The organism is Pseudomonas sp. (assembly GCF_049300855.1).
Classification (GTDB): Bacteria; Pseudomonadota; Gammaproteobacteria; order Pseudomonadales; family Pseudomonadaceae; genus Aquipseudomonas.
Genome location: NZ_JBAQKH010000027.1, coordinates 205,445 through 228,269, shown reverse-complemented (window position 1 = coordinate 228,269; position 22,825 = coordinate 205,445). Strand labels below are relative to the sequence as shown.

At 57.9% G+C, this 22,825-nt stretch carries 28 protein-coding genes; 20 read left to right on the top strand and 8 right to left on the bottom strand.

What is annotated here, in order from left to right:
- Nucleotides 1-43 precede the first annotated feature (43 nt).
- From rpsH to bfr, 15 genes are all read left to right on the top strand, one after another.
- Nucleotides 44-436: a 30S ribosomal protein S8 gene (gene rpsH, locus WA225_RS13975; protein WP_007918458.1), complete on the top strand. Its 393-nt coding sequence runs from the start codon at nucleotides 44-46 to the stop codon at nucleotides 434-436.
- Nucleotides 437-448: 12 nt separating this feature from the next.
- Nucleotides 449-982, top strand: coding sequence for a 50S ribosomal protein L6 (gene rplF / locus WA225_RS13970; RefSeq protein WP_003176412.1), 534 nt, complete (start codon nucleotides 449-451; stop codon nucleotides 980-982).
- A 10-nt stretch (nucleotides 983-992) separates the two neighbouring features.
- The gene (gene rplR / locus WA225_RS13965) at nucleotides 993-1,343 is read left to right on the top strand and encodes a 50S ribosomal protein L18 (RefSeq protein ID WP_003186037.1); all 351 of its coding nucleotides are present in this window, start codon (nucleotides 993-995) and stop codon (nucleotides 1,341-1,343) included.
- Nucleotides 1,344-1,346: 3 nt separating this feature from the next.
- Nucleotides 1,347-1,847: a 30S ribosomal protein S5 gene (rpsE, locus tag WA225_RS13960; RefSeq protein WP_003186035.1), complete on the top strand. Its 501-nt coding sequence runs from the start codon at nucleotides 1,347-1,349 to the stop codon at nucleotides 1,845-1,847.
- A 2-nt stretch (nucleotides 1,848-1,849) separates the two neighbouring features.
- Nucleotides 1,850-2,026, top strand: a complete 177-nt coding sequence (gene rpmD, locus WA225_RS13955) for a 50S ribosomal protein L30 (protein WP_003176408.1) — start codon at nucleotides 1,850-1,852, stop codon at nucleotides 2,024-2,026.
- Nucleotides 2,027-2,029: 3 nt separating this feature from the next.
- Entirely contained in the window at nucleotides 2,030-2,467 is a 438-nt protein-coding gene (gene rplO / locus WA225_RS13950) for a 50S ribosomal protein L15 (RefSeq protein WP_003228720.1), read from the top strand.
- Nucleotides 2,468-3,796 (top strand): preprotein translocase subunit SecY, encoded by a 1,329-nt coding sequence (gene secY / locus WA225_RS13945; protein WP_003228718.1) that lies wholly within the window; start codon nucleotides 2,468-2,470, stop codon nucleotides 3,794-3,796.
- Between the two features lie 27 nt (nucleotides 3,797-3,823).
- Nucleotides 3,824-3,940 carry a 50S ribosomal protein L36 gene (gene rpmJ / locus WA225_RS13940; RefSeq protein WP_002555468.1) on the top strand — a complete coding sequence of 39 codons (117 nt, stop codon included), beginning with the start codon at nucleotides 3,824-3,826 and terminating at the stop codon, nucleotides 3,938-3,940.
- A 129-nt stretch (nucleotides 3,941-4,069) separates the two neighbouring features.
- Nucleotides 4,070-4,426 carry a 30S ribosomal protein S13 gene (gene rpsM / locus WA225_RS13935; protein WP_009045849.1) on the top strand — a complete coding sequence of 119 codons (357 nt, stop codon included), beginning with the start codon at nucleotides 4,070-4,072 and terminating at the stop codon, nucleotides 4,424-4,426.
- A 30-nt stretch (nucleotides 4,427-4,456) separates the two neighbouring features.
- Nucleotides 4,457-4,846, top strand: coding sequence for a 30S ribosomal protein S11 (gene rpsK / locus WA225_RS13930; protein ID WP_002555466.1), 390 nt, complete (start codon nucleotides 4,457-4,459; stop codon nucleotides 4,844-4,846).
- 18 nt (nucleotides 4,847-4,864) lie between these two features.
- Nucleotides 4,865-5,485: a 30S ribosomal protein S4 gene (gene rpsD, locus WA225_RS13925; RefSeq protein ID WP_003176404.1), complete on the top strand. Its 621-nt coding sequence runs from the start codon at nucleotides 4,865-4,867 to the stop codon at nucleotides 5,483-5,485.
- Between the two features lie 22 nt (nucleotides 5,486-5,507).
- Nucleotides 5,508-6,509, top strand: a complete 1,002-nt coding sequence (locus WA225_RS13920; RefSeq protein WP_003186012.1) for a DNA-directed RNA polymerase subunit alpha — start codon at nucleotides 5,508-5,510, stop codon at nucleotides 6,507-6,509.
- Nucleotides 6,510-6,551: 42 nt separating this feature from the next.
- Nucleotides 6,552-6,938 (top strand): 50S ribosomal protein L17, encoded by a 387-nt coding sequence (gene rplQ / locus WA225_RS13915; protein WP_003176402.1) that lies wholly within the window; start codon nucleotides 6,552-6,554, stop codon nucleotides 6,936-6,938.
- A gap of 240 nt (nucleotides 6,939-7,178) precedes the next feature.
- Nucleotides 7,179-8,633, top strand: a complete 1,455-nt coding sequence (locus tag WA225_RS13910) for a catalase (protein ID WP_422608367.1) — start codon at nucleotides 7,179-7,181, stop codon at nucleotides 8,631-8,633.
- A 149-nt stretch (nucleotides 8,634-8,782) separates the two neighbouring features.
- Entirely contained in the window at nucleotides 8,783-9,250 is a 468-nt protein-coding gene (bfr, locus tag WA225_RS13905) for a bacterioferritin (RefSeq protein ID WP_007918444.1), read from the top strand.
- Between the two features lie 65 nt (nucleotides 9,251-9,315).
- Here bfr and uvrA read toward each other — a convergent pair whose 3' ends face one another.
- Nucleotides 9,316-12,150, bottom strand: coding sequence for an excinuclease ABC subunit UvrA (gene uvrA / locus WA225_RS13900; protein ID WP_422608366.1), 2,835 nt, complete (start codon nucleotides 12,148-12,150; stop codon nucleotides 9,316-9,318).
- Nucleotides 12,151-12,341: 191 nt separating this feature from the next.
- On the opposite strand from uvrA, the gene WA225_RS13895 reads away from it, so the two are divergent.
- Both WA225_RS13895 and WA225_RS13890 read left to right on the top strand, forming a co-directional pair.
- Nucleotides 12,342-13,739, top strand: coding sequence for an MFS transporter (locus WA225_RS13895; RefSeq protein WP_242206871.1), 1,398 nt, complete (start codon nucleotides 12,342-12,344; stop codon nucleotides 13,737-13,739).
- Between the two features lie 9 nt (nucleotides 13,740-13,748).
- Entirely contained in the window at nucleotides 13,749-14,273 is a 525-nt protein-coding gene (locus WA225_RS13890) for a single-stranded DNA-binding protein (protein WP_008081898.1), read from the top strand.
- A 110-nt stretch (nucleotides 14,274-14,383) separates the two neighbouring features.
- Here the strand turns inward: WA225_RS13890 and WA225_RS13885 are convergent, their stop codons facing one another.
- The 7 genes from WA225_RS13885 to WA225_RS13855 all read right to left on the bottom strand — a co-directional run bounded on the left by WA225_RS13885 (nucleotide 14,384) and on the right by WA225_RS13855 (nucleotide 19,647).
- A complete protein-coding gene (locus tag WA225_RS13885; RefSeq protein WP_422608365.1) occupies nucleotides 14,384-15,541 on the bottom strand; it encodes a glutathionylspermidine synthase family protein in 1,158 nt (385 codons plus the stop codon).
- A 2-nt stretch (nucleotides 15,542-15,543) separates the two neighbouring features.
- Entirely contained in the window at nucleotides 15,544-16,242 is a 699-nt protein-coding gene (locus tag WA225_RS13880) for a DUF1190 domain-containing protein (protein ID WP_422608364.1), read from the bottom strand.
- Between the two features lie 17 nt (nucleotides 16,243-16,259).
- A complete protein-coding gene (locus tag WA225_RS13875; protein WP_422608363.1) occupies nucleotides 16,260-16,685 on the bottom strand; it encodes a DUF350 domain-containing protein in 426 nt (141 codons plus the stop codon).
- 15 nt (nucleotides 16,686-16,700) lie between these two features.
- On the bottom strand, nucleotides 16,701-17,351 hold the full coding sequence (locus WA225_RS13870; protein WP_422608362.1) for a DUF2491 family protein: 651 nt from the start codon (nucleotides 17,349-17,351) through the stop codon (nucleotides 16,701-16,703).
- Between the two features lie 212 nt (nucleotides 17,352-17,563).
- Nucleotides 17,564-18,262: a PspA/IM30 family protein gene (locus WA225_RS13865; protein ID WP_064118871.1), complete on the bottom strand. Its 699-nt coding sequence runs from the start codon at nucleotides 18,260-18,262 to the stop codon at nucleotides 17,564-17,566.
- A gap of 17 nt (nucleotides 18,263-18,279) precedes the next feature.
- Nucleotides 18,280-18,948: a YjfI family protein gene (locus tag WA225_RS13860; protein WP_422608361.1), complete on the bottom strand. Its 669-nt coding sequence runs from the start codon at nucleotides 18,946-18,948 to the stop codon at nucleotides 18,280-18,282.
- 144 nt (nucleotides 18,949-19,092) lie between these two features.
- Entirely contained in the window at nucleotides 19,093-19,647 is a 555-nt protein-coding gene (locus WA225_RS13855; RefSeq protein WP_422608360.1) for a cysteine hydrolase family protein, read from the bottom strand.
- A 101-nt stretch (nucleotides 19,648-19,748) separates the two neighbouring features.
- Here WA225_RS13855 and WA225_RS13850 point away from each other — a divergent pair, with 101 nt between their 5' ends.
- The 3 genes from WA225_RS13850 (at nucleotide 19,749) to WA225_RS13840 (ending at nucleotide 22,799) form a co-directional block, all read left to right on the top strand.
- On the top strand, nucleotides 19,749-20,771 hold the full coding sequence (locus tag WA225_RS13850) for a GlxA family transcriptional regulator (protein WP_422608359.1): 1,023 nt from the start codon (nucleotides 19,749-19,751) through the stop codon (nucleotides 20,769-20,771).
- 170 nt (nucleotides 20,772-20,941) lie between these two features.
- Nucleotides 20,942-22,051 carry a DUF3182 family protein gene (locus WA225_RS13845; RefSeq protein ID WP_422608358.1) on the top strand — a complete coding sequence of 370 codons (1,110 nt, stop codon included), beginning with the start codon at nucleotides 20,942-20,944 and terminating at the stop codon, nucleotides 22,049-22,051.
- The gene (locus WA225_RS13840; RefSeq protein ID WP_422608357.1) at nucleotides 22,041-22,799 is read left to right on the top strand and encodes an alpha/beta hydrolase family protein; all 759 of its coding nucleotides are present in this window, start codon (nucleotides 22,041-22,043) and stop codon (nucleotides 22,797-22,799) included. Before WA225_RS13845 ends, WA225_RS13840 begins: the two co-directional genes overlap by 11 nt.
- Nucleotides 22,800-22,825 lie beyond the last annotated feature (26 nt).

Below are 22,825 nucleotides of genomic sequence, written 5' to 3'. Positions count from 1 at the left end.
GTAGCCGCAAGGCTAATTTTTCTGTATTAGGAGCGTCTAGCCCATGAGTATGCAGGACCCGTTAGCGGACATGCTAACTCGAATCCGTAATGCCCAGATGGCTGAAAAGTCTGTCGTAAGCATGCCGTCTTCCACGCTGAAGGTGGCTGTAGCAAAAGTCCTGAAGGACGAAGGTTACATCGCGGATTTTCAGATCACCACCGACGCTAAGCCGTCGTTGTCCATCGAGCTGAAGTACTTCGAAGGCCGTCCGGTTATCGAAGAAGTGAAGCGCGTTAGTCGTCCAGGCCTGCGTCAGTACAAGTCCGTTGAAGATCTGCCGAAAGTTCGTGGCGGTCTTGGCGTGTCTATCGTCTCCACCAACAAAGGTGTGATGACGGATCGTGCTGCGCGCGCTGCCGGTGTCGGCGGCGAAGTTCTTTGCACTGTGTTCTAAGGGGGGATAAGCATGTCTCGCGTCGCTAAGAACCCCGTTAAGCTGCCAGCCGGTGTCGAAGTAAAATTCGCAGGCCAACAGCTTTCGGTGAAGGGTGCCAAGGGTACTCTTGAACTGAACATCCATTCGTCCGTTGAGATCGTTGAAGAAGCTGGTGAGCTGCGTTTCGCTGCTCGCAATGGCGATCAACAAACTCGCGCAATGGCCGGTACCACGCGTGCGTTGGTAAACAACATGGTCCAAGGCGTAAGCCAAGGCTTCGAGCGTAAGCTCCAGCTGGTCGGTGTTGGTTACAAGGCGCAAGCAAAAGGCACGGTTTTGAACCTGGCCCTTGGCTTCTCGCACCCAGTGGATTACGAACTGCCGGAAGGCATCACCGCTGAGACTCCTAGCCAGACCGATATCCTGATCAAGGGCATCGACAAGCAGCTGGTAGGTCAAGTGGCCGCTGAGATCCGCGACTTCCGTCCACCAGAGCCGTACAAAGGCAAAGGTGTGCGCTACGCGGACGAAGTCGTCCGTCGTAAAGAAGCCAAGAAGAAGTAGGGCATAGCAAATGACCGACAAAAAAGTTACTCGACTGCGTCGCGCTCGCAAAGCACGCCTGAAAATGCACGAACTCGAAGTCGTGCGTCTCTGCGTGTTCCGCTCGTCGCAGCACATCTACGCCCAGGTCATCTCGGCCGACGGCAACAAAGTCCTGGCAAGCGCCTCGACTTTGGATAAAGAACTGCGTGATGGCGCCACTGGCAACATCGACGCGGCCACAAAGGTTGGCCAGCTGGTCGCTACGCGTGCTAAGGCCGCTGGCGTCTCGCAAGTGGCTTTCGACCGCTCTGGCTTCAAGTACCACGGCCGCGTTAAAGCGTTGGCTGATGCTGCTCGTGAAGCTGGGCTGGAGTTCTAAGTTATGTCAAATAACGACCAAAAGCGCGACGAAGGCTACATTGAGAAGCTGGTTCAAGTTAACCGCGTAGCCAAAACCGTTAAAGGCGGCCGTATCTTCACTTTCACCGCGTTGACCGTGGTTGGTGATGGTAAAGGGCGTGTTGGCTTCGGCCGTGGCAAGTCGCGTGAAGTGCCTGCTGCGATCCAGAAGGCAATGGAAGCTGCTCGCCGCAACATGATCCAAGTTGATCTGAACGGCACCACTCTGCAGTACGCAATGAAGTCCGCTCATGGCGCTTCGAAGGTGTACATGCAGCCTGCTTCTGAAGGTACCGGTATCATCGCTGGCGGCGCTATGCGTGCTGTCCTCGAAGTTGCTGGCGTTCAGAACGTTCTGGCCAAGTGCTACGGCTCGACTAACCCGGTAAACGTGGTTCACGCCACTTTCAAAGGTTTGAAAGCTATGCAGTCTCCTGAATCCATTGCCGCCAAGCGTGGCAAAAGCGTCAAGGAGATCTTCTGATCATGGCTACCGTTAAAGTAACGCTGATCAAAAGCATGACCGGCCGCATCCCTAACCACAAATTGTGCGTTAAGGGTCTGGGTCTGCGTCGCATCGGTCACACTGTAGAAGTCCAGGATACTCCCGAGAATCGCGGGATGATCAACAAGGCTTACTACATGCTGCGTGTCGAGGGTTAATCGATGAAACTCAATGATCTGAGTCCAGCGCCGGGTTCCCGTCGCGAAAAGCATCGTCCGGGCCGTGGTATCGGTAGCGGTTTGGGTAAGACTGGTGGCCGTGGCCACAAAGGTCAAACCTCCCGCTCCGGTGGCACCATTGCTCCAGGCTTTGAAGGCGGTCAACAGCCGCTGCATCGTCGCCTGCCGAAGTTCGGTTTCGTTTCCCTGAAGGCCATGGACCGCGCAGAAGTGCGTCTGTCCGAGCTGGCTAAAGTGGAAGGCGACATCGTCACCGTGCAGTCCCTGAAAGATGCCAACGTGATCAACGTCAACGTACAGCGTGTGAAAATCATGCTGTCCGGTGAAGTGACTCGCGCTGTCACTATCGGCAAGGGAATCGGCGCCACCAAAGGTGCGCGTGCGGCTATCGAAGCAGCTGGCGGCAAGTTCGAGGAATAAATGGCTAAGCAAGGTGCTCTCTCTGCGCTCGGCAAAGGCGGTATGTCTGAACTCTGGGCTCGTCTGCGTTTTCTGTTCCTGGCGATTATCGTCTACCGAATAGGCGCACACATCCCGGTTCCAGGTATCAACCCGGACCGACTCGCAGACCTGTTTCGACAGAATGAGGGGACCATTCTTAGCTTGTTCAACATGTTCTCCGGCGGCGCGCTGGAACGGATGAGCATCTTTGCACTGGGGATCATGCCGTACATTTCGGCATCGATCATCATGCAACTGATGACCGCCGTCAGCCCGCAGCTGGAGCAGTTGAAGAAGGAAGGTGAAGCTGGCCGTCGCAAGATCAGCCAGTACACCCGCTACGGCACCGTCGTCCTCGCTCTCGTTCAGGCTATTGGCATGTCCATTGGTCTGGCAGGGCAGGGCGTTGCGTTCACTGGTGACTTTGGCTTCCATTTCGTCGCGGTATCCACGTTTGTGGCTGGTGCGATGTTCATGATGTGGCTGGGTGAGCAGATTACTGAGCGTGGTGTAGGTAACGGTATCTCGATGTTGATTTTTTCGGGTATCGTCGCCGGTCTTCCGAGAGCAATCGGGCAGTCTTTCGAGTCTGCGCGTCAGGGTGATATCAACATCTTCGCCCTGGTTGCCATCGGTTTGCTGGCAGTAGCGATTATCGGTTTCGTGGTGTTCATTGAGCGTGGTCAGCGTCGTATCGCTGTTCACTACGCCAAGCGTCAGCAGGGCCGCAAGGTTTTTGCTGCGCAGACAAGCCACTTGCCGTTGAAAGTGAACATGGCCGGCGTTATTCCGGCTATTTTCGCGAGCAGCATTTTGCTGTTTCCGGCTTCGTTGGGTGCCTGGTTCGGTCAGTCTGAAGGTATGGGCTGGTTGCAGGACATCTCGCAGTCGATCGCTCCTGGTCAGCCGTTGAATATTCTGCTGTTTAGTGCAGGGATTATTTTCTTCTGCTTCTTCTATACGGCGTTGATGTTCAATCCGAAAGACGTAGCGGAAAACCTGAAGAAGTCCGGTGCCTTTATTCCGGGCATCCGTCCAGGTGAGCAGTCTGCGCGCTACATTGATGGCGTTCTGACTCGCTTGACCATGTTCGGTGCTCTTTACATGACGGCCGTGTGCCTGTTGCCCCAGTTCCTGGTGGTTGCAGCAAACGTTCCGTTCTACCTTGGCGGGACCTCGTTGCTGATCGTGGTCGTGGTTGTGATGGACTTCATGTCCCAAGTACAATCGCACCTCGTTTCGCACCAGTACGAATCCCTGATGAAGAAAGCCAACCTGAAGGGTTACGGCAGCGGCATGTTGCGCTGAGTACCCATAAGGTTCGAGGAGTTGGTGATGAAAGTTCGTGCATCGGTGAAAAAGCTGTGCCGTAACTGCAAGATTATTCGCCGCGAAGGTGTTGTTCGAGTAATTTGCAGCGCGGAACCGCGTCACAAACAGCGCCAAGGCTGAGTGTGATCTGCTTGAAGCCCGGCAGCTAGTGCGCTGCCGGGTTGATTATTTGTTATTACAGCGATATTATCTCGCGCCCTATTTCTTGGCTTCCGGGGCGTAGGTAGCTGTCAATTGGAGTCCCACTGAATGGCCCGTATTGCAGGCGTTAACATTCCAGATAACAAGCACACTGTTATCTCGCTGACCTACATCTATGGTGTTGGTCGCACTACTGCGCAGAAAATTTGCGCAGAGACTGGGGTAAACCCAGCCGCAAAGATCAAAGATCTGAGCGACGAGCAGATTGAGCAGTTGCGTGGCGAAGTGGCGAAGTTCACCACTGAAGGTGACCTGCGTCGCGAAATCAACATGAAAATCAAGCGTTTGATGGACCTCGGTTGCTACCGTGGTCTGCGTCATCGTCGTGGTCTTCCAGTACGCGGTCAGCGTACCAAGACTAACGCGCGTACCCGTAAAGGTCCGCGTAAGCCGATCCGCAAGTAATCGCCCACGCGAATCGACAGGAAATTAATCATGGCAAAACCTGCTGCTCGTCCTCGTAAAAAAGTTAAAAAGACAGTGGTTGATGGCATCGCCCACATCCATGCTTCTTTTAACAACACCATCGTGACCATCACCGACCGTCAAGGTAACGCGCTTTCTTGGGCTACCTCCGGTGGTTCGGGTTTCCGCGGTTCCCGCAAGTCCACCCCGTTTGCTGCTCAAGTAGCTGCTGAACGTGCTGGTCAAGCTGCGCTGGAATATGGCCTGAAAAACCTCGACGTTAACGTCAAAGGTCCAGGTCCAGGTCGTGAGTCTGCTGTCCGTGCATTGAACGGCTGTGGCTATAAGATCGCCAGCATCACCGACGTGACGCCAATCCCGCACAACGGGTGCCGTCCGCCGAAGAAGCGCCGCGTGTAATCCAGGAGATTGTAAAGAATGGCTCGTTACATTGGTCCAAAATGCAAACTCGCTCGTCGCGAAGGCACCGATCTCTTCCTGAAGAGCGGCGTGCGCGCGATCGAATCGAAGTGCAACATTGAAGCAGCACCTGGTATCCACGGCCAACGCCGCGGTCGCCAGTCCGACTACGGCACCCAACTGCGTGAAAAGCAGAAGGTCCGTCGTATCTACGGCGTTCTCGAGCGTCAATTCAGCGGCTACTACAAAGAAGCTGCTGGCAAGAAAGGTGCAACCGGTGAAAACCTGCTGCAACTGCTCGAATGCCGTCTGGACAACGTTGTATACCGTATGGGCTTTGGTTCGACTCGTGCCGAATCCCGCCAGCTGGTATCGCACAAGTCGATCAGCGTTAACGGTCAGACCGTAAACGTTCCGTCGTATCAGGTTCGTGCTGGTGACGTGGTTGCAGTTCGCGAGAAAGCAAAAAACCAACTTCGCATTGTCCAAGCTCTCGATCTGTGTGCCCAACGTGGCCGCGTAGAATGGGTAGAAGTAGACACTGAGAAGAAGTCGGGCGTTTTCAAGAACGTTCCTGCTCGCAGTGATCTGTCCGCCGACATCAACGAAAGCCTGATTGTCGAGCTCTACTCCAAGTAAGGGCTAGAAAATAGGTGCATCCATGCAGATTTCGGTAAATGAGTTCCTGACACCCCGCCACATTGATGTGCAGGTTGTCAGTCCAACCCGCGCCAAGATCACTCTCGAGCCTCTCGAGCGTGGTTTTGGCCACACCCTGGGCAACGCGCTGCGCCGCATCCTGTTGTCCTCAATGCCCGGCTGCGCAGTAGTCGAGGCCGAGATTGACGGTGTGCTCCACGAGTACAGCGCCATCGAAGGTGTACAGGAAGACGTAATTGAAATCCTGTTGAACCTTAAAGGTCTGGCCATCAAGCTGCACGGTCGTGACGAAGTTACGCTGACCTTGTCGAAGAAGGGTTCGGGGGTGGTTACCGCTGCCGATATTCAGCTGGATCATGATGTCGAGATCGTTAATCCCGATCACGTAATCGCTAACCTGGCGTCTAACGGCGCCCTGAACATGAAGCTCACCGTAGCTCGTGGTCGTGGTTATGAACCAGCCGACTCGCGTCAGAGCGATGAAGACGAAAGCCGCAGCATCGGTCGCTTGCAGCTTGACTCTTCGTTCAGCCCGGTTCGCCGTATCGCATACGTGGTGGAAAACGCCCGTGTCGAGCAGCGTACCAACCTGGACAAGCTGGTTATTGATCTGGAAACCAACGGTACTCTGGACCCTGAAGAGGCTATCCGTCGCGCTGCAACCATCCTGCAACAGCAGTTGGCTGCGTTCGTCGACCTCAAAGGTGACAGTGAGCCAGTGGTTGTCGAGCAGGAAGACGAGATCGATCCGATCCTGCTTCGCCCGGTTGACGATCTGGAACTGACTGTACGTTCGGCTAACTGCCTTAAGGCGGAAAACATCTACTACATCGGTGACCTGATTCAGCGTACCGAAGTAGAGCTGTTGAAGACTCCGAACCTGGGCAAGAAATCCTTGACTGAAATCAAGGACGTTCTGGCCTCCCGCGGTCTGTCCCTCGGCATGCGCCTCGACAACTGGCCGCCTGCAAGTCTTAAGAAGGACGACAAGGCGACTGCCTGATCGTCGTAATCACCGAACGTAGTGTTTGGTAAGGAATGAACCATGCGTCATCGTAAAAGTGGTCGTCACCTGAGCCGCACCAGCTCGCACCGCAAGGCCATGTTCCAAAACATGGCGGTGTCGCTGTTCGAGCACGAGCTGATCAAAACTACTCTGCCAAAAGCCAAAGAACTGCGTCGCGTTGCTGAGCCGCTGATCACTCTGGCCAAGACAGACAGCCTGGCTAACCGCCGTCTGGCTTTCGACCGTACTCGTTCGAAAGCTATCGTTGGTAAGCTCTTCAACGACCTGGGCAAGCGTTACGCTACCCGTGAGGGTGGCTACCTGCGCATCCTCAAGTGCGGTTTCCGCGCTGGCGACAACGCGCCTATGGCGTACGTCGAGTTGGTTGATCGTGCTACTGCTGGCGAAGCTGTATCCGCCGAGTAAGACGTCAGTCTGAAACGAAGAACCGGGCCTAGTGCCCGGTTTTTTGTGTCCGCAAGAAAATGCGCGGTTCATACAAGCTTCCGACGCTCTTCTGTTGTCACTATGTGCTGGGAAACATAATTAGTAATTATCTATCGATGTCTGCAAGTTAATGAATTTGTGGCTGTCACATGGATGATCGATACTTCCCAGCAAGCCGATTAGCCGGCAGTTTCAAGACTGACAGAGGAAGAAGACCGTATGAGCCAGATCAAAACGCTTACGACCGCCAGTGGCGCTCCTGTCGCTGATAACCAGAATTCTCGCTCCGCCGGCCCACGTGGCCCGCTGCTGCTCGACGATTTTCACCTGCTCGAGAAGCTTGCCCATTTCAACCGTGAAAACATCCCTGAGCGCCGCGTACACGCCAAAGGTTCGGGTGCTTACGGTACCTTCACGGTGACTCGTGACATTACCGAGTACACCAGCGCCAAACTGTTTGAAGCTGTCGGCAAGCAAACCCCGACGTTCCTGCGTTTCTCCACAGTGGGTGGCGAGCGTGGCTCGGCAGACACTGAGCGTGACCCGCGCGGTTTTGCGCTGAAGTTCTACACCGAAGAAGGTAACTGGGACATTGTTGGCAACAATACGCCGGTGTTCTTCATTCGCGATCCACTGAAATTCCCCGATTTCATCCACACGCAAAAACGTCTGCCGCAAAGCAACCTGAAAAGCGCGCAGATGATGTGGGATTTCTGGTCGCATTCACCTGAGGCACTGCACCAGGTCACGATTCTGTTCTCCGACCGCGGTATTCCTGACGGCTACCGTCATATGCACGGCTTCGGCAGTCACACCTACAGCCTGATCAGCGCTAAAGGTGAGCGTCACTGGGTGAAGTGGCACTACAAAACCAGGCAAGGTATCAAGAACCTAGCGCCGGCCGATGCAGCGCGTCTGGCGGGTACCGATCCGGACTATGCCCAGCGTGACCTGTTTGAGGCAATCGAACGCGGTGACTTCCCGAAATGGCGCGTGTGCATTCAGATCATGACCGAGGCTCAGGCCGCGGCGCACTACGAGAACCCGTTCGATGTGACCAAAACCTGGTCGCAAAAGGAATTTCCGCTGATCGAAGTGGGTGAGCTGGAACTGAACCGCAACCCGCTCAACTATTTCGCTGAAGTCGAACAAGCGGCATTCGGCCCAAGCAACATGGTGCCAGGCGTGGGTCTGTCGCCAGATCGCATGCTGCAAGGTCGTGTATTCGCTTACGCCGATGCCCATCGTTATCGTGTCGGTACCAATCACCAGCAGTTGCCGGTCAATGCTCCACGCAGCCCGGTCAACACTTACCAGCGTGACGGTTCGATGGCGTTTGGCAGCAACGGTGGGGCGGCGCCTAACTACGAACCGAACAGCTACATCGAATCGCCGAAGCAAGCTCCGCACTACGCCGAGCCTGCACTGGCCTTGAGCGGTGCGGCTGATCGTTACGATCATCGCGAGGACACCGATTACTACAGCCACGCTGGCGCGCTGTTTCGCCTGATGAGTGATGAGCAGAAAGCACTGCTGGTCAGCAACATCGCCGGTGCGATGGGTGGTGTTTCCAGTGATGTCGTCGATCGCCAGTTGCAGCACTTCTACAAGGCCGACCCGGCGTATGGAGAAGCAATCGCAAAGCTGCTCAACGTACAGCTTAACGAAGTCTAAACGAGAAGCAGAACCGCCCTCATTTGGGCGGTTTTTGCGTTATTTAGGCTGCTTTTCTAAGAATATCTTCGCTTTTATTGCGCTAATCGGGTGACCTTCCGGTCAGCTTGGTTCAAACTACAGACTTTCAAGTAGGGAGATGTAGGGCGATGCAAGGCCACCCAGACGTAATCGATTACCTCAACACGTTGCTGACCGGCGAACTGGCCGCGCGTGATCAATATTTCGTTCATTCGCGGATGTATGAGGACTGGGGGTTCACCAAGCTCTACGAGCGAATCAACCACGAGATGGAAGAAGAAGCGGGTCACGCTGATGCGTTGATGCGCCGGATTCTGATGCTCGAAGGCACACCGCGCATGCGTCCGGATGATCTGGATGTCGGCACCACTGTGCCGGAGATGCTCGAAGCTGATCTGCGTCTCGAATACAAAGTTCGCGCGGCGCTGTGCAAAGGCATTGAACTGTGCGAACAGCACAAAGACTATGTCAGCCGCGAGATCCTGCGGGTTCAGCTCAACGACACCGAAGAAGATCACACCTACTGGCTGGAAAAGCAGTTGGGCCTGATCAAGCTGATCGGTCTCGAGAATTACCTGCAATCCCACACGTCCTGATTGCAGTCGATATAAAAAAGCCCCTGTCACTGATGAAGTGACAGGGGCTTTTTCATGCCCGGCGTTTAAGCCCGGTCGCGGATCAGCAACGGCTTGAGGTAATGGCCGGTGTGAGATTGCTTCATCTCGGCCACTTGCTCCGGTGTACCGGTGGCAATGATCTGTCCACCTTTGGAGCCACCCTCCGGACCGAGATCGACCAGCCAGTCGGCGGTTTTGATCACATCCAGATTGTGCTCGATCACCACCACCGTGTTGCCGTGGTCACGCAAGCGATGCAGCACATCGAGCAGTTGCTGGATATCGGCGAAGTGCAGACCCGTGGTCGGCTCATCGAGGATGTACAGGGTTTTGCCGGTGTCGCGTTTGGAGAGTTCGCGAGACAGTTTGACCCGTTGCGCCTCACCGCCGGACAACGTCGTCGCCGACTGCCCAAGCTTGATGTACGACAGACCGACATCCATCAGCGTCTGCAGCTTGCGCGCCAGCGCCGGCACCGCATCGAAGAACTCCCGGGCTTCCTCGATAGTCATCTCGAGGGTTTCGTGGATGCTCTTGCCCTTGTATTTGATCTCAAGGGTTTCGCGGTTGTAGCGCTTGCTCTTGCACACGTCGCAGGGCACGTAGATGTCCGGCAGGAAGTGCATTTCCACCTTGATCAGGCCGTCGCCCTGACAAGCCTCGCAACGACCGCCCTTGACGTTGAAGGAGAAGCGCCCCGGGCCATAACCACGCGAGCGTGATTCCGGTACGCCAGCAAACAGCTCGCGGATCGGCGTGAACAGCCCGGTGTACGTCGCCGGGTTGGAACGCGGCGTACGACCGATCGGGCTCTGGTCGATATCGACGACTTTGTCGAGATGCTCCAGGCCCTTGATGCTGTCGTGCGCAGCGGCTTCCAGCGTGGTCGCGCCATTGAGTGCGGTGGCGCTCAGCGGGAACAGCGTGTTGTTGATCAGCGTCGATTTGCCCGAGCCGGACACACCGGTAACGCACGTCAGCAAACCGATCGGGATCTCAAGGTCGACATTGCGCAGATTGTTGCCGCGCGCGCCCTTGAGCGACAGCGTCAGCTTCTTGTTGCGCGGCGTGCGCTTGGCCGGCACCTCGATCTTCACTCGGCCGGACAGGTACTTGCCGGTCAGAGAGTCAGGGTGGGCCATGACTTCGGCCGGCGTACCTTCGGCAACGATCTGCCCGCCATGCACACCGGCACCCGGGCCGATATCCACAACGTAATCGGCCAGGCGAATCGCATCTTCGTCATGCTCGACCACGATCACCGTGTTGCCGATATCGCGTAGGTGCTTGAGCGTGCCGAGCAGTCGATCGTTGTCACGCTGATGCAAGCCAATGGACGGTTCGTCGAGGATGTACAGAACGCCCACCAGCCCCGCACCGATCTGGCTGGCCAGACGAATACGTTGTGCTTCACCACCGGAAAGGGTGTCAGCGCTGCGATCCAGCGACAGATAATCGAGACCGACGTTGACCAGGAACTGCAGACGCTCACGGATTTCCTTGAGAATCTTGTCCGCGATCTCGCCACGGCGGCCGGTCATTTTCAGCTGGCCGAAATACTCGCAAGCATCGCCAATTGGCAAATTGGTCACCGCCGGCAGAGTCTTCTCGCCAACCCAGACGTGACGTGCTTCACGACGCAGGCGAGTGCCGCGGCAATCCGGGCAGGACTGAGTGCTAAGGAACTTGGCCAGTTCTTCGCGCACGCTCGCCGACTCGGTTTCGCGGTAGCGCCGCTCTAGGTTGGGCACGATGCCTTCGAACGGGTGCGAGCGTTTGACGATGTCGCCACGGTCGTTGAGGTATTTGAAGTCGACGTTCTGCGAGCCGCTGCCATGCAGGATGAATTTCTGCTGATCGGCCGGCAGTTCGTTGAACGGTACTTCGAGGCTGAAACCGTAGTGCGAGGCCAGTGAGCCGAGCATCTGGAAGTAGTAGACGTTGCGTCGGTCCCAGCCGCGAATCGCACCCTCGGCCAAGGTCAGGTCGCCGTTGACCAGCCGCTTGATGTCGAAGAATTGCTTCACGCCCAGACCATCGCACGTCGGGCAGGCGCCGGCCGGGTTGTTGAAGGAAAACAGCTTCGGCTCAAGTTCGCTAATGGCGTGGCCGCAGATCGGGCAGGCGAAGCGCGCGGAGAAGATCATCTCTTCGCCCGGCTCGTCGTCCATTGGCGCGACCAGGGCGATGCCGTCCGCCAGTTTCAGCGCGGTCTCGAAAGACTCGGCCAGACGTTGCTGCAGATCGGCGCGGACCTTGAAGCGGTCGACGATCACATCGATCGAATGCTTCTTCTGTTTATCGAGTTTCGGCAATTCGTCGAGCTCGCAGATCCGCCCGTTGACTCGCGCACGAACGAAACCCTGGGCGCGCAGCTCTTCGAAGACCGAAAGGTGTTCACCCTTGCGTTCGCGAATCACCGGAGCCAACAACATCAGTTTGTTGCCTTCTGGCTGCGCCAACACCAGATCAACCATTTGGCTGACGGTCTGCGCCTCCAGCGGAATGTCGTGATCCGGGCAGCGTGGCGTACCAACGCGTGCATAGAGCAGACGCAGGTAATCGTAGATTTCAGTGATGGTGCCGACCGTGGAGCGCGGGTTATGCGAGGTCGACTTCTGTTCGATGGAGATCGCCGGCGACAGGCCTTCGATGGTGTCGACGTCGGGTTTTTCCATCATCGACAGGAACTGGCGGGCGTAAGCCGACAGCGATTCGACATAGCGGCGCTGACCTTCGGCGTACAGTGTGTCGAAGGCCAGGGACGACTTGCCGGATCCGGACAGGCCGGTGATGACGATCAGCTTGTCCCGTGGCAGGGTCAGGTCGATGTTCTTCAGGTTGTGGGTACGGGCCCCACGTATCAGGATCTTGTCCAAAGTGGCCTCGCTCGGCGGGCGTCGAAAGCGTAAGAGTATACGGGCAAATACTGGATGGATGCACACTATCAAGCGTAGCGTTGTTTGCCCTGAATGAAGAGTGTTTCATCTGTACGCGTCAAAGCGTCGCGATCTACCCCGTCTTTCGATGGGACTGGTAGAATCGCCGCCGGTTCACACGAGGTTTTTCCATGCACGATCCCCACAGCGAACGCATGAGTGGCAGCGAGACCCGCGCGGCGAGCGGTCTGGCCCTGGTGTTCGCCTTCCGTATGCTGGGCATGTTCATGGTGTTGCCGGTACTGGCGACCTACGGCATGGATCTGGCAGGTGCGACCCCGGCCCTGATCGGGTTGGCCATCGGCGCTTACGGCCTGACCCAGGCGATTTTCCAGATTCCGTTCGGGATCATTTCCGACCGTATTGGCCGCCGCCCGGTGATTTACCTCGGGCTGATTGTCTTCGCCCTCGGCAGTGTCCTGGCCTCGCAAGCCGATTCGATCTGGGGCGTGATTGCCGGGCGGATCCTGCAAGGCGCCGGGGCGATTTCCGCTGCGGTCATGGCGTTGCTCTCCGATCTCACCCGCGAACAACACCGTACCAAAGCGATGGCGATGATTGGCATGACCATCGGCCTGTCGTTCGCCGTGGCCATGGTCGTCGGGCCGTTGCTGACCCGCGCGTTCGGCTTGTCCGGGTTGTTCCTGGCCACAGGTGGCATGGCGCTGGTGGGCATCGTCATCGTGATGTTTATGGTGCCCAAGTCCACTGGACCGCTGACGCATCGCGAGTCCGGCGTGGCGCGTCAGGCTTTGATGCCGACGCTCAAGCATCCTGACCTGCTTCGCCTTGATCTGGGCATCTTTGTGTTACATGCCATGTTGATGTCGAGCTTCGTTGCATTGCCCCTGGCGCTGGTCGAAAAAGCCGGTTTGCCCAAGGAACAGCACTGGTGGGTCTACCTCACCGCGCTGCTGATTTCGTTCTTCGCCATGATCCCGTTCATCATCTATGGCGAGAAGAAACGCAAAATGAAACGAGTTTTGCTCGGCGCCGTCCTGACGCTGATGCTGACTGAGCTATTCTTCTGGCAGTTCGGTGACAGCTTGCGGGCTCTGGTGATCGGCACGGTGGTGTTTTTCACCGCGTTCAATCTGCTGGAGGCTTCATTGCCGTCACTGATCAGCAAGGTTTCACCGGCGGGCGGCAAGGGCACGGCCATGGGCGTGTACTCCACCAGCCAGTTCCTCGGTTCGGCACTCGGCGGGATACTCGGCGGCTGGCTGTTTCAGCATGGCGGTCTGTCGGTTGTGTTCCTTGGATGCGCGGGTCTGGCTGCCATCTGGCTGGCCTTTGCTGTTACCATGCGTGAACCTCCCTACGTGACGAGCCTGCGCTTGCCGTTGTCGCCCGAGGCGATCCGCGAAGCGGGTCTGGTCGAGCGCCTCAAGGCCCTCGTAGGGGTAACCGATGCAGTGATAGTTGCTGACGAAGCGGCTGTTTACATCAAACTGGACAAAGAATTAGTGGATCGCGACACCCTCGAACGCCTGGTGAACAACCCGGCCGGGGCTGCTTGCGAAGCCTAGGAGAACGTTATGGCCCGTGGGGTTAACAAAGTCATATTGGTCGGCACTTGCGGCCAGGATCCCGAAGTTCGCTACCTGCCTAACGGTAACGCGGTGACCAACCTGAGTCTGGCAACCAGCGAACAGTGGACCGACAAGCAAACCGGTCAGAAGGTCGAGAAGACCGAGTGGCACCGTGTTTCGATGTTCGGCAAAGTCGCCGAAATCGCCGGTGAATACCTGCGCAAAGGTTCGCAGGTCTACATCGAAGGCAAGCTGCAGACCCGTGAGTGGGAAAAAGACGGTATCAAGCGTTACACCACTGAAATCGTGGTCGACATGCAAGGCACCATGCAACTGCTCGGCGGCCGTCCACAACAGGGCGACCAACAAGGCGGTGGCAACAACTACCAGCAATCGGCTCCGGCTCCACGTCAGCAGGCTCCGCGCCCGCAGCAGTCGGCTCCGCAACAGCGTTCGGCTCCGGCTCCACAGCAGGCCGCACCGCAGCCAGCTCCGGATTTCGACAGCTTTGATGACGACATTCCGTTCTGATTCGCTGTTGTAAACGCTGCAAATAAAAAGGCCCGTCGCGTAATGCGACGGGCCTTTTTTGTGGAGCAAAGAACCTGCAATCCCCCCGCTCCCACACAGGTATTGGTGTTTCAGTCGAGGATCAAATGCGGTAGAAACCGGCTTGAATCCTTGGTGATCAGACTGTTGTCTTCACGCACGCCAATCCCCGCCGCCTGATCGCCAACGACCCAGGAGCCGATCAGCGTGTAACTCTCACCAAACTTCGGCAGTGGCGCAAATTCCTGCAGGATAAATGGCGCATCGGTGTAGGGGCCGTCTTCTTTGACGATCAGACCTTCCGCCGTTTGCAGCTCGATGTTGGCGCCTTCCCGTGAAAAGTACGGCTTGCGTACCCAGCCCTTGGGCACAGCGCTGGCCGGATTCGGGTCGAGATGCGCCGCGAGCAGATTCGGATGGCCCTTGTGCAGTTCCCACAGCAACGGCAACGCACCTTTGTTGGACAGGATCGCCTTCCACGCTGGCTCGAAAAACTGCGTGTCGCACTCGGCAATCGCCGCGCCGAACGGTTCGTGGAAGATGAATTCCCAGGCGTGCAGCTTGAACAGATGCGGGATCCAGCGATCTTCCAGATCGACAAAACGACCCTCGGCTGTCAGGCCGATGTCTTCGATATCGATGTGCCGCGATTCGATGCCGACCTTCTCGGCTATCAGCCGCAGATAGTCCGTGGTGCCTTTATCTTCGACCGAGTCTTTCATCGAGGCGAAATAGAACGGCCGCTTGAGCTGCAATTCGGCAAACGCCTGATGCAGTTTGGTATCGATGCTATTGAACTGGTCGGCATGGCGCGGCAGCATGCCGCGCTCGATGCATTGCTCCAGCCAGCCCCACTGAAACGCCGCCGCTTCGTAGAGGCTGGTCGGCGTGTCGTAGTTGAGCTCAAGCAGTTTCGCCGGGCCGTTGCCGCTGTAGGAAAAGTCCATGCGCCCGTACAGATGCGGATGACCTTCCAGCCAGGAGGTTCGGATCATGTCGTAGTACGGCGCCGGAATGCTCAGGCGATCCAGCAGCTCTTCGCTGTGCACTACGCGATCGACCAGATCCATGCACATCTCATGCAGTTCGGTGGTCGGGTCCTCAAGATCGTTTTCGATTTGTGCAAGCGTGAACTGGTAGTACGCGCTTTCGTCCCAGTAGGGCTCGTCATCGATCGTGTGGAACATGAAGCCGAGACTCTCGGCAGTGTATTTCCAGTCGGGGCGCTCGGCGCAATGGACCTTTTTCATTGTCAGCTGCTCGAACGGCCAGAACTGCTACCCCAGCCACCCCAACCGCTGCGGGCGCTGGACTGGCTGCCGAAGCCGCCGCGCGATGTCGACGAGGCGACGTTGACCGGTTTACTTTTGCTGGTCTCGTAATCCGTCTGGCTGCGCGACGTCGTTTCCGCTCTGCGGTACTGCGTCGACGTGTTGTAGGTCTGGCGAGTATCGCGATCGCGGTAAACCGTGCGGTTGGCGTTGTTGCTCATGGCGTTGCCGATCAGCCACCCGGTCAACCAACCGTTGCCTGCACCACCACCGCCGCCGGAAGCGTGCGAGGTGCTCTGCACATTTTGCGCGGCGGCCGCTTCACCGGCGGGCAACTGCGCGTTGGCGATAGCATCGAGATTCTGCGCGGCGTCACCGTCGCGCGGCACCTTGAAACCGCCCAGTTTTGGCACGAAGCGACCATCGGAATTTTTCTGACACCAGTCGGCGGCAAAATCCGCGTCGCATTTGCTTTTGTCGTCGTACGCCGGGGCGATGCGCCGGTGCTCAGCCAGCGCGGCGACGTAAGCGTTGGAGCAGATATCGGCAGCCACTGCGGCGTCGACACACTGTTCCACGCTCTGGAAGTTGCGTGGTTGCTCCGCGGCTGCCGCCTGGCCGGAAACGGCCATGGCCACCGAGGCGGCGAGGGACAGCTGAACGTATTTGCTGCGTTTCATCTAAGGCTTCCTGCCGGTCAGTTGGACGGGGTCATGCACGCCGCATTGAGCATGCCGACGCTGATTGCGACCGCTGCTACATAAATGCCCGAAGCAATTTCACCGTTGGCAATGCGCTGGGAAGTGCCTTTGAGTACCAGGCCGGTGGCGAGAAAAGCCAGCAGCTGCACCACCGCGGCAATCACCGCCCAGAGCACGAAGTCGAGGACGTTGACCGAAAACGCAATCACGTTGCTGGCCGGGATTGCAAAACCAATGATCGCGCCAGACAGGGCAATGGCGGCAGCGATATTGCCGGAGCGGATCAGCTCGAACTCTTTGTGCGGGGTGATCCGCGTATAGATGAATTGAAACAGCATGAACAGCAGCACGGCGCCGATCAGATAGACGACGAAACCGACCAATGCGGTCTTGTTCAGGGAAACGGCCAGCACTTCCAGCATGAAAAACTTCCTTTTTTAAATGGTGCTCAGGTCAGTCGTGTATAGCGAGATGCCCAGCGAAGTGCTCAGGCTGACAGTGCCTTCTTCGTCTTGCTCGACAGAGAACAGCAGCAGTTCGCGGCGATCGGTCAGGCCGGTGTCGCGTGCATACAGCATGGAGTGGTGTTCGATGGTGTAGCTTTCGTCCGGATTGACCACTTGTTCGGTCATCGGCACAAGTTCGGTCTGGCCTTGTTCGGTGCCCCATTCGCGGGTGTATTCGACGCCCTCATGGGTGTAGGCCGGCAGACCGATCAGGCTGTTCGGGCCCGCCAGGCGCTGCAGCTCGGCGTCACTGTTGACGGTCACGTAGCTGGCGTAGTTGAACAGCGTGACGGATTCGACCTGATCCTCACCGGTGACGTGGATCTGCAGCCAGAAATCCTCGTCGTTCATGTAATAGCGATGCAGTTTGTTCGATTGGCCGAGGTCGACCCAACCGTGGCTCCAGATCGCCTGATCGAAAGGCACCCGCACCGTCGTCGAGCCATCGAGCAACAGCGCCAGCGTCGTATCAAACCTGACTGCCTTGCCCTGGGCCATGCCGAGTGGGCCACTGGCAACGGTGGGTGTTGGCGCAGCGGTCTGCCAGTTGCTGGTGCCCAGCAAATCTTTAAACCATCCCATGGGTACGTTCCTTGAAGCGGGTGGAAGTGTTCGTCGGCGAAAAAGCATCGCTAGTGTACCGGGCCGAGCGGCGAACGAGCATAGCGATTTCTACGCCGTAAACCATGTGGGAGCGAGCGTGCTCGCGAGGAGGGCGTGTCAGTCAACATTGATGTCGACTGATACGACGCTTTCGCGAGCAAGCTCGCTCCCACAGGTTTTTTCCGCAGTGTTTACTGAGCGGACTTTTGCTTCAGGCGCTCAAGGATCGCATTGGCGCTGCCTTCGTTCGGCGTGATGCCGGCATCGCGCAGTTTGCGTTCCAGGTCGTTGCCGGTCGAAGCGTCAGCCAGTTCATCTGCTGCGCTCAGTTCGGCTGCGCGCTGCTGCTGCTTGGCTTGCAAGCGGTTGAGGGTGCCGACTGCGGTTTCCAGTTTGCCATTGGCGCCGCCGCTGGCGATGGAAGCGCTGACCTGGGCTTTTTGCACGCTTTCACGGGCCTTGGCCATGTCCACTTGCTGGCGCAGGCTCTTGATCCGCGATTCGGCCTTGCTGATGTCCTTGCGCATGTTTTCGGCGTAAGTGCCGAATTCGTCGCTCTGCTTTTTCTCGACATCCAGCTCGTTGGTCAGGGTCGAAATCGCTTCGGCCACTTCCAGCGCCAGGTCTTCACGGCCGGCGTTCAGGGCCGAGACGGCTTTGGCTTCCAGATCCTTGATCTTGGCGTCGTACTCGCTCACGCGGTCGGCCGCCAGTTTGTGCTTGGCCATGATGGTGACCAGTTCACGGCGCGCATTCGACAGTGCGGTATCGGCGTCGCGGATTTCCTGGTCGAGAATGCGCAAGGCCTGTTGGTCGGCGATCGCTTCGCCGACTTCATTGGCGCCGCCGCGCAGTGCGGTGAACAACTTGCTCCAGATGGACTGAGTCATTGGATATTCCCTGTTGATTACTTGAAGAAGTGTTCGAAGGCTTCACTCGCGCGCTGCACGTTGTCGACCAGGGTTTTCACCTCGGTGACGACGTTGGTCAGGCTCGAGTCGGCGCTGAGGGCGCCAAACATGTTGTAAACGGTCTGCCCGTTCGGCATCGACTCGATCCCGATCGACGACAGCGGGAACATTTCGCGGCTGCGCAGCACGGCGTCGTTGAAGGCGCGCACGTCGCTGATCGAATCGATGTCCACCAGCACGGTGTCGACGATGATCTGCTGGCCGGCCAGGGCGATGTGAATCGGCAGACCGCCGAATTCATTCATTTCCAGTTTGATGCTGGGTTCGGAGCTCTGGATCAGCGACAGCGTGATCTCCTGCGAAGCCACCTCGTCCAGAGCCTTGAGGGCGTTGAAGAGGCTATCGATGTTCCAGTTGTTGCCTGCGCTCATGTAATTCTCCGACATGAAAGAGCCAGCCAGAATCGGTTGGCGTAGCTGTTGCTCCATTTGCTTGAGCAAGCTTCGGTTTTCGGGAAGCACCCAAGTTTCGTGTTTCACATAACCGGCGGCCGCGAGGCCCGCGCGCATCTGCTTCATATAAAAGCTCGACGGTTTTTTCGCGGACGCTTTCGCACGCTCTCCCTTGGGGCTGTCTGACTTCGTTGTGGGGGAACGGCTTTTCATGGCAACGGCTCGGCTATGGATATCTCACGCGTGAGCCACACTACAAGCAATATCGAGCGCCAGCAATGGCTCACGCGTGAGATTTTTATGACAGGCGAAAAAAGGCCCGCAGCAAGGCGGGCCTGGTGTTTTGCCGAATATTACTCAGCGATTAGCGGCGAGGAATTCATCCGTCGATACCACGCTGGCGTAGGCGAAGCCCAGTGCCGACATGAAGGCGGCATGGACATGTGCGGCCGGCACGGTTAGGCCATTGAACTGAAGATCACGGCTGGCGCACGCGTCGTGAATCACTGTGACGCTGTAGCCCAGATCCGCTGCGGCGCGGGTGATGCCGTCGACGCACATGTGGCTCATGCTGCCGACCACCACCAATTCCTTGATATCTCGCTCATCAAGAATCGACTGCAGCTCGGTTTCGCGAAACGAATTGACGAAGTGCTTGAGTACCACCGGTTCATCGGCACGATTGAGCACTTTCGGATGCAGCTTGGCACCTTCGGAACCGGGGGTGAAAAACGGCGCGTCCGCTGAGGTGAATTCGTGGCGGATATGCACCACTGAATCGCCTGCCTCGCGAAACGCGGCGATCAGTCGGGCGGCGTTGTCGGCGGCGGCGTCGGCACCGGCCAGCGGCCACTTGCCTTGGGGGAAGTAGTCGTTCTGGATATCGACTACGATGAGCGCTTGCTTGGCCATGGGTGTGTCCTCGATGGATGGGCTGAAAGTGGCTTAAGTATTGGCGCTGGCCAGCGATTCGAGGATTGGCCGCACCGACAATAGACAGGGGAAAACTGACAATGGGCGCAGAAAGGGCCGCTGTTGCTGAGCTGGGCGTGTTGATTTACCCCGGTGCGCAAATGGCGGCGGTGCATGGTCTGACCGATCTGTTCGCGGTGGCCAACCGGATTGCCGCCGAACATCAGGCTGCGCAATTGCCGTTGCTGCGGGTCAGTCATTGGCAGGTCGAAGGTGATCAGCCGCCAACGCGGATTTACAGCAGTCATGCGGGTGACGACAGCGCTTTGCTGGCGGTGCTGATTCCGCCATCGATCGGCGGGTTTTCGGCGGCGCAGGCTCCGGCCAGCCTGATGCAATGGTTACGCGATCAGCATGCCCACGGTGCGACGCTGGGCGGGGTATGCGTAGGCTCGCTGATGTTGGCTGAAAGCGGTCTGCTCGACGGCCGTAGCGCCACTACCCACTGGACGTCGGCCAAGGCCTTTGCCGAGCGTTATCCGAAGATCAGACTCAAGGCGGATACGCCGATTGTCGATGACGGCGACCTGATCACCACGGCCGGATTGATGGCTTGGTCAGAGTTGGGCCTGCGCCTGGTTGATCGCCTGCTCGGGCCGAGCATTGCTTCAAGCACGGCGCGGTTTCTGGTGGTGGAGCACAGTGACAGTGCCAGCGAGTGCGGCAGTAACTTCGCGCCGATTCTGGGGCACGGCGACGCTGCGATCCTGAAGGTCCAGCACTGGCTGCAGAGCACTGGCGCAACGGATGTTTCGCTGACCGCGATGGCTGAGCGGGCAGGCTTGGAGGAGCGCACGTTTCTGCGGCGGTTCCGCGCGGCGACCGGGCTGAAACCGACCGAGTACTGCCAGCATCTGCGGGTGGGCAAGGCGCGTGAGATGCTCGAGTTCGGCAATGGCACGATTGATCACATTGCCTGGACAGTGGGGTATCAGGATCCCGGCGCATTTCGGGCGATCTTCAAGAAGATTACCGGGCTGGCCCCGAGTGATTATCGGGCGCGGTTTGGTGTAACCCCGTTATCGAAAGCATCGACCCCCACGTTGAACTCCACAGCGCTGTAGATCGTGCAAATTGCCGGGGTTTTATGGGCCGTCGTGCAGTTTGAAACAGGCGCGGTGCCAGCACGATTTCGGCAACGGCCTGATTCGCCGAGGTTTTTCACCAATCGGCGGTTGGCCTGATCTCTGCACCTCTCACCGCTACAATCATCGAACCGATGGAAGGGGGACGCATGACCCCGACACCTCGCAGAAAAATCGTCGTCGCCCACTCGGTGCGCCCCGACGCGCCGCAGCATGAAGTGCACACCAACAAAGCCCTGGCACGTTGGCTGGCGCAGATTCTCGGGTTCAAATTCGGCGGCAGTTACGACCCGCAAAAACACCGTGGCCGTGATCTGTATCTGTTGCCGACGCAAACCATTGTCGGCGCCACCCAGGCTCAAGAGCTCGGCATCAAGGGCCCGGGCGATCTGTGGGGCGGCTTTGTCGAACACGACTTCATCTGCACCAAAGCCATCAGCCACGGCTTGCGCAGTCACCTGGCGCACGCACCGCAAGGCTGGGCGCCGCTGTTTTCCGAGCGGGTGCGCAACGTGGTACTCGATGGTCTCAGCGTGTTTGCGCTGGAAGACGCGCGACCCGCCGCCGAGCATCTGTTGTACAGCGGCCCGATCCGCCTGAAGCCTGTTCACGCCTGCGCCGGTCGCGGCCAGGAAGTGGTCAGGAGCCTCGACGCTTTCGACGAAATCCTCGCTCGCCCCGACATTGAAAAACAGTTCAGCGAAGGCGTGGTGCTGGAACAGGACTTGAGCGACGTGATCACCCACAGCGTCGGCCAGTCATTCATCGGCGACAAAGTGCTGAGCTACTGCGGTGATCAATACTTGACCGAAGACGCCCACGGCGAAGCGGTATACGGCGGCTCGAATCTGCTGGTGGTGCAGGGCGGTTATGACGATCTGCTGGCGCTTGAATTGCCCGACGATGTGCGACTGGCCATCGAACAGGCACAGATTTTCGACAGTGCTGCGGATGAAGCCTACCCTCGGTTTTATGCCTCGCGGCGCAACTACGACATCGCCCAGGGCCTGGACAGCAATGGTAAATCACGCAGCGGCGTGCTCGAACAATCCTGGCGCATGGGCGGCGCCAGCAGTGCCGAAGTCGCAGCGCTGCAAAGCTTCGTCAACGATCCGGCGATGCGCGCGATTCGCGTGTCCTCGGTGGAAACCTATATCGATCAGCCGCTGCCGGCGGACGCCATCGAGGTCTATCGCGGCCCGGCTGAGAACAGTGAATTTCTCCTCAAATACGTAACGGTCAAATCCTATGACGGCTAGAAGTGAAAGCATTCAAATCGACATTGATGATGAGCAGATGAGCGGGACATTTCTCAGTCCCAAATCGAAAGTGCCGGGAGTGCTGTTTGTCCACGGCTGGGGCGGCAGTCAGGAGCGCGATCTTGAACGGGCCAAAGGCATCGCCGGGCTGGGTTGCGTGTGTCTGACGTTTGACTTGCGCGGCCACACCGGTGGCACCGGGATTCCGCTGACCCGGGTCACCCGTGAAGACAATCTGCGCGATCTGCTGGCGGCCTATGATCGGCTGCTCGCGCACCCGGCGCTCGACACCTCGGCCATCGCCGTAGTCGGCACCAGTTATGGAGGCTATCTGGCGGCCATTCTCACGTCGCTGCGCCCGGTACGCTGGCTGGCTCTGCGGGTACCGGCGCTGTACCGCGATGAGCAATGGCACACGCCCAAACGGGATCTGGATAAAGCAGATTTGCGTGATTACCGCAGCACGCTGGTGCGCGCCGATAGCAACCGTGCGCTGCATGCGTGCTCGCAGTTCACCGGCGATGTGTTGCTGGTGGAGTCGGAAACCGACGACTACGTACCCCATGCGGCGATCATGAGTTACCGCGCGGCGTGCCAGCAGACCCATTCACTGACACACCGGATTATCGATGGCGCCGATCATGCGTTGAGCGAACCGGTGTCGCAGCAGGCTTATACCTCGATTCTGGTGGACTGGATTACCGAGATGGTGGTGGGCGAACGGTTGAGCATTATTCAATCGACATGATTTTTTGTGCTGCTCTCTCGGCCGCC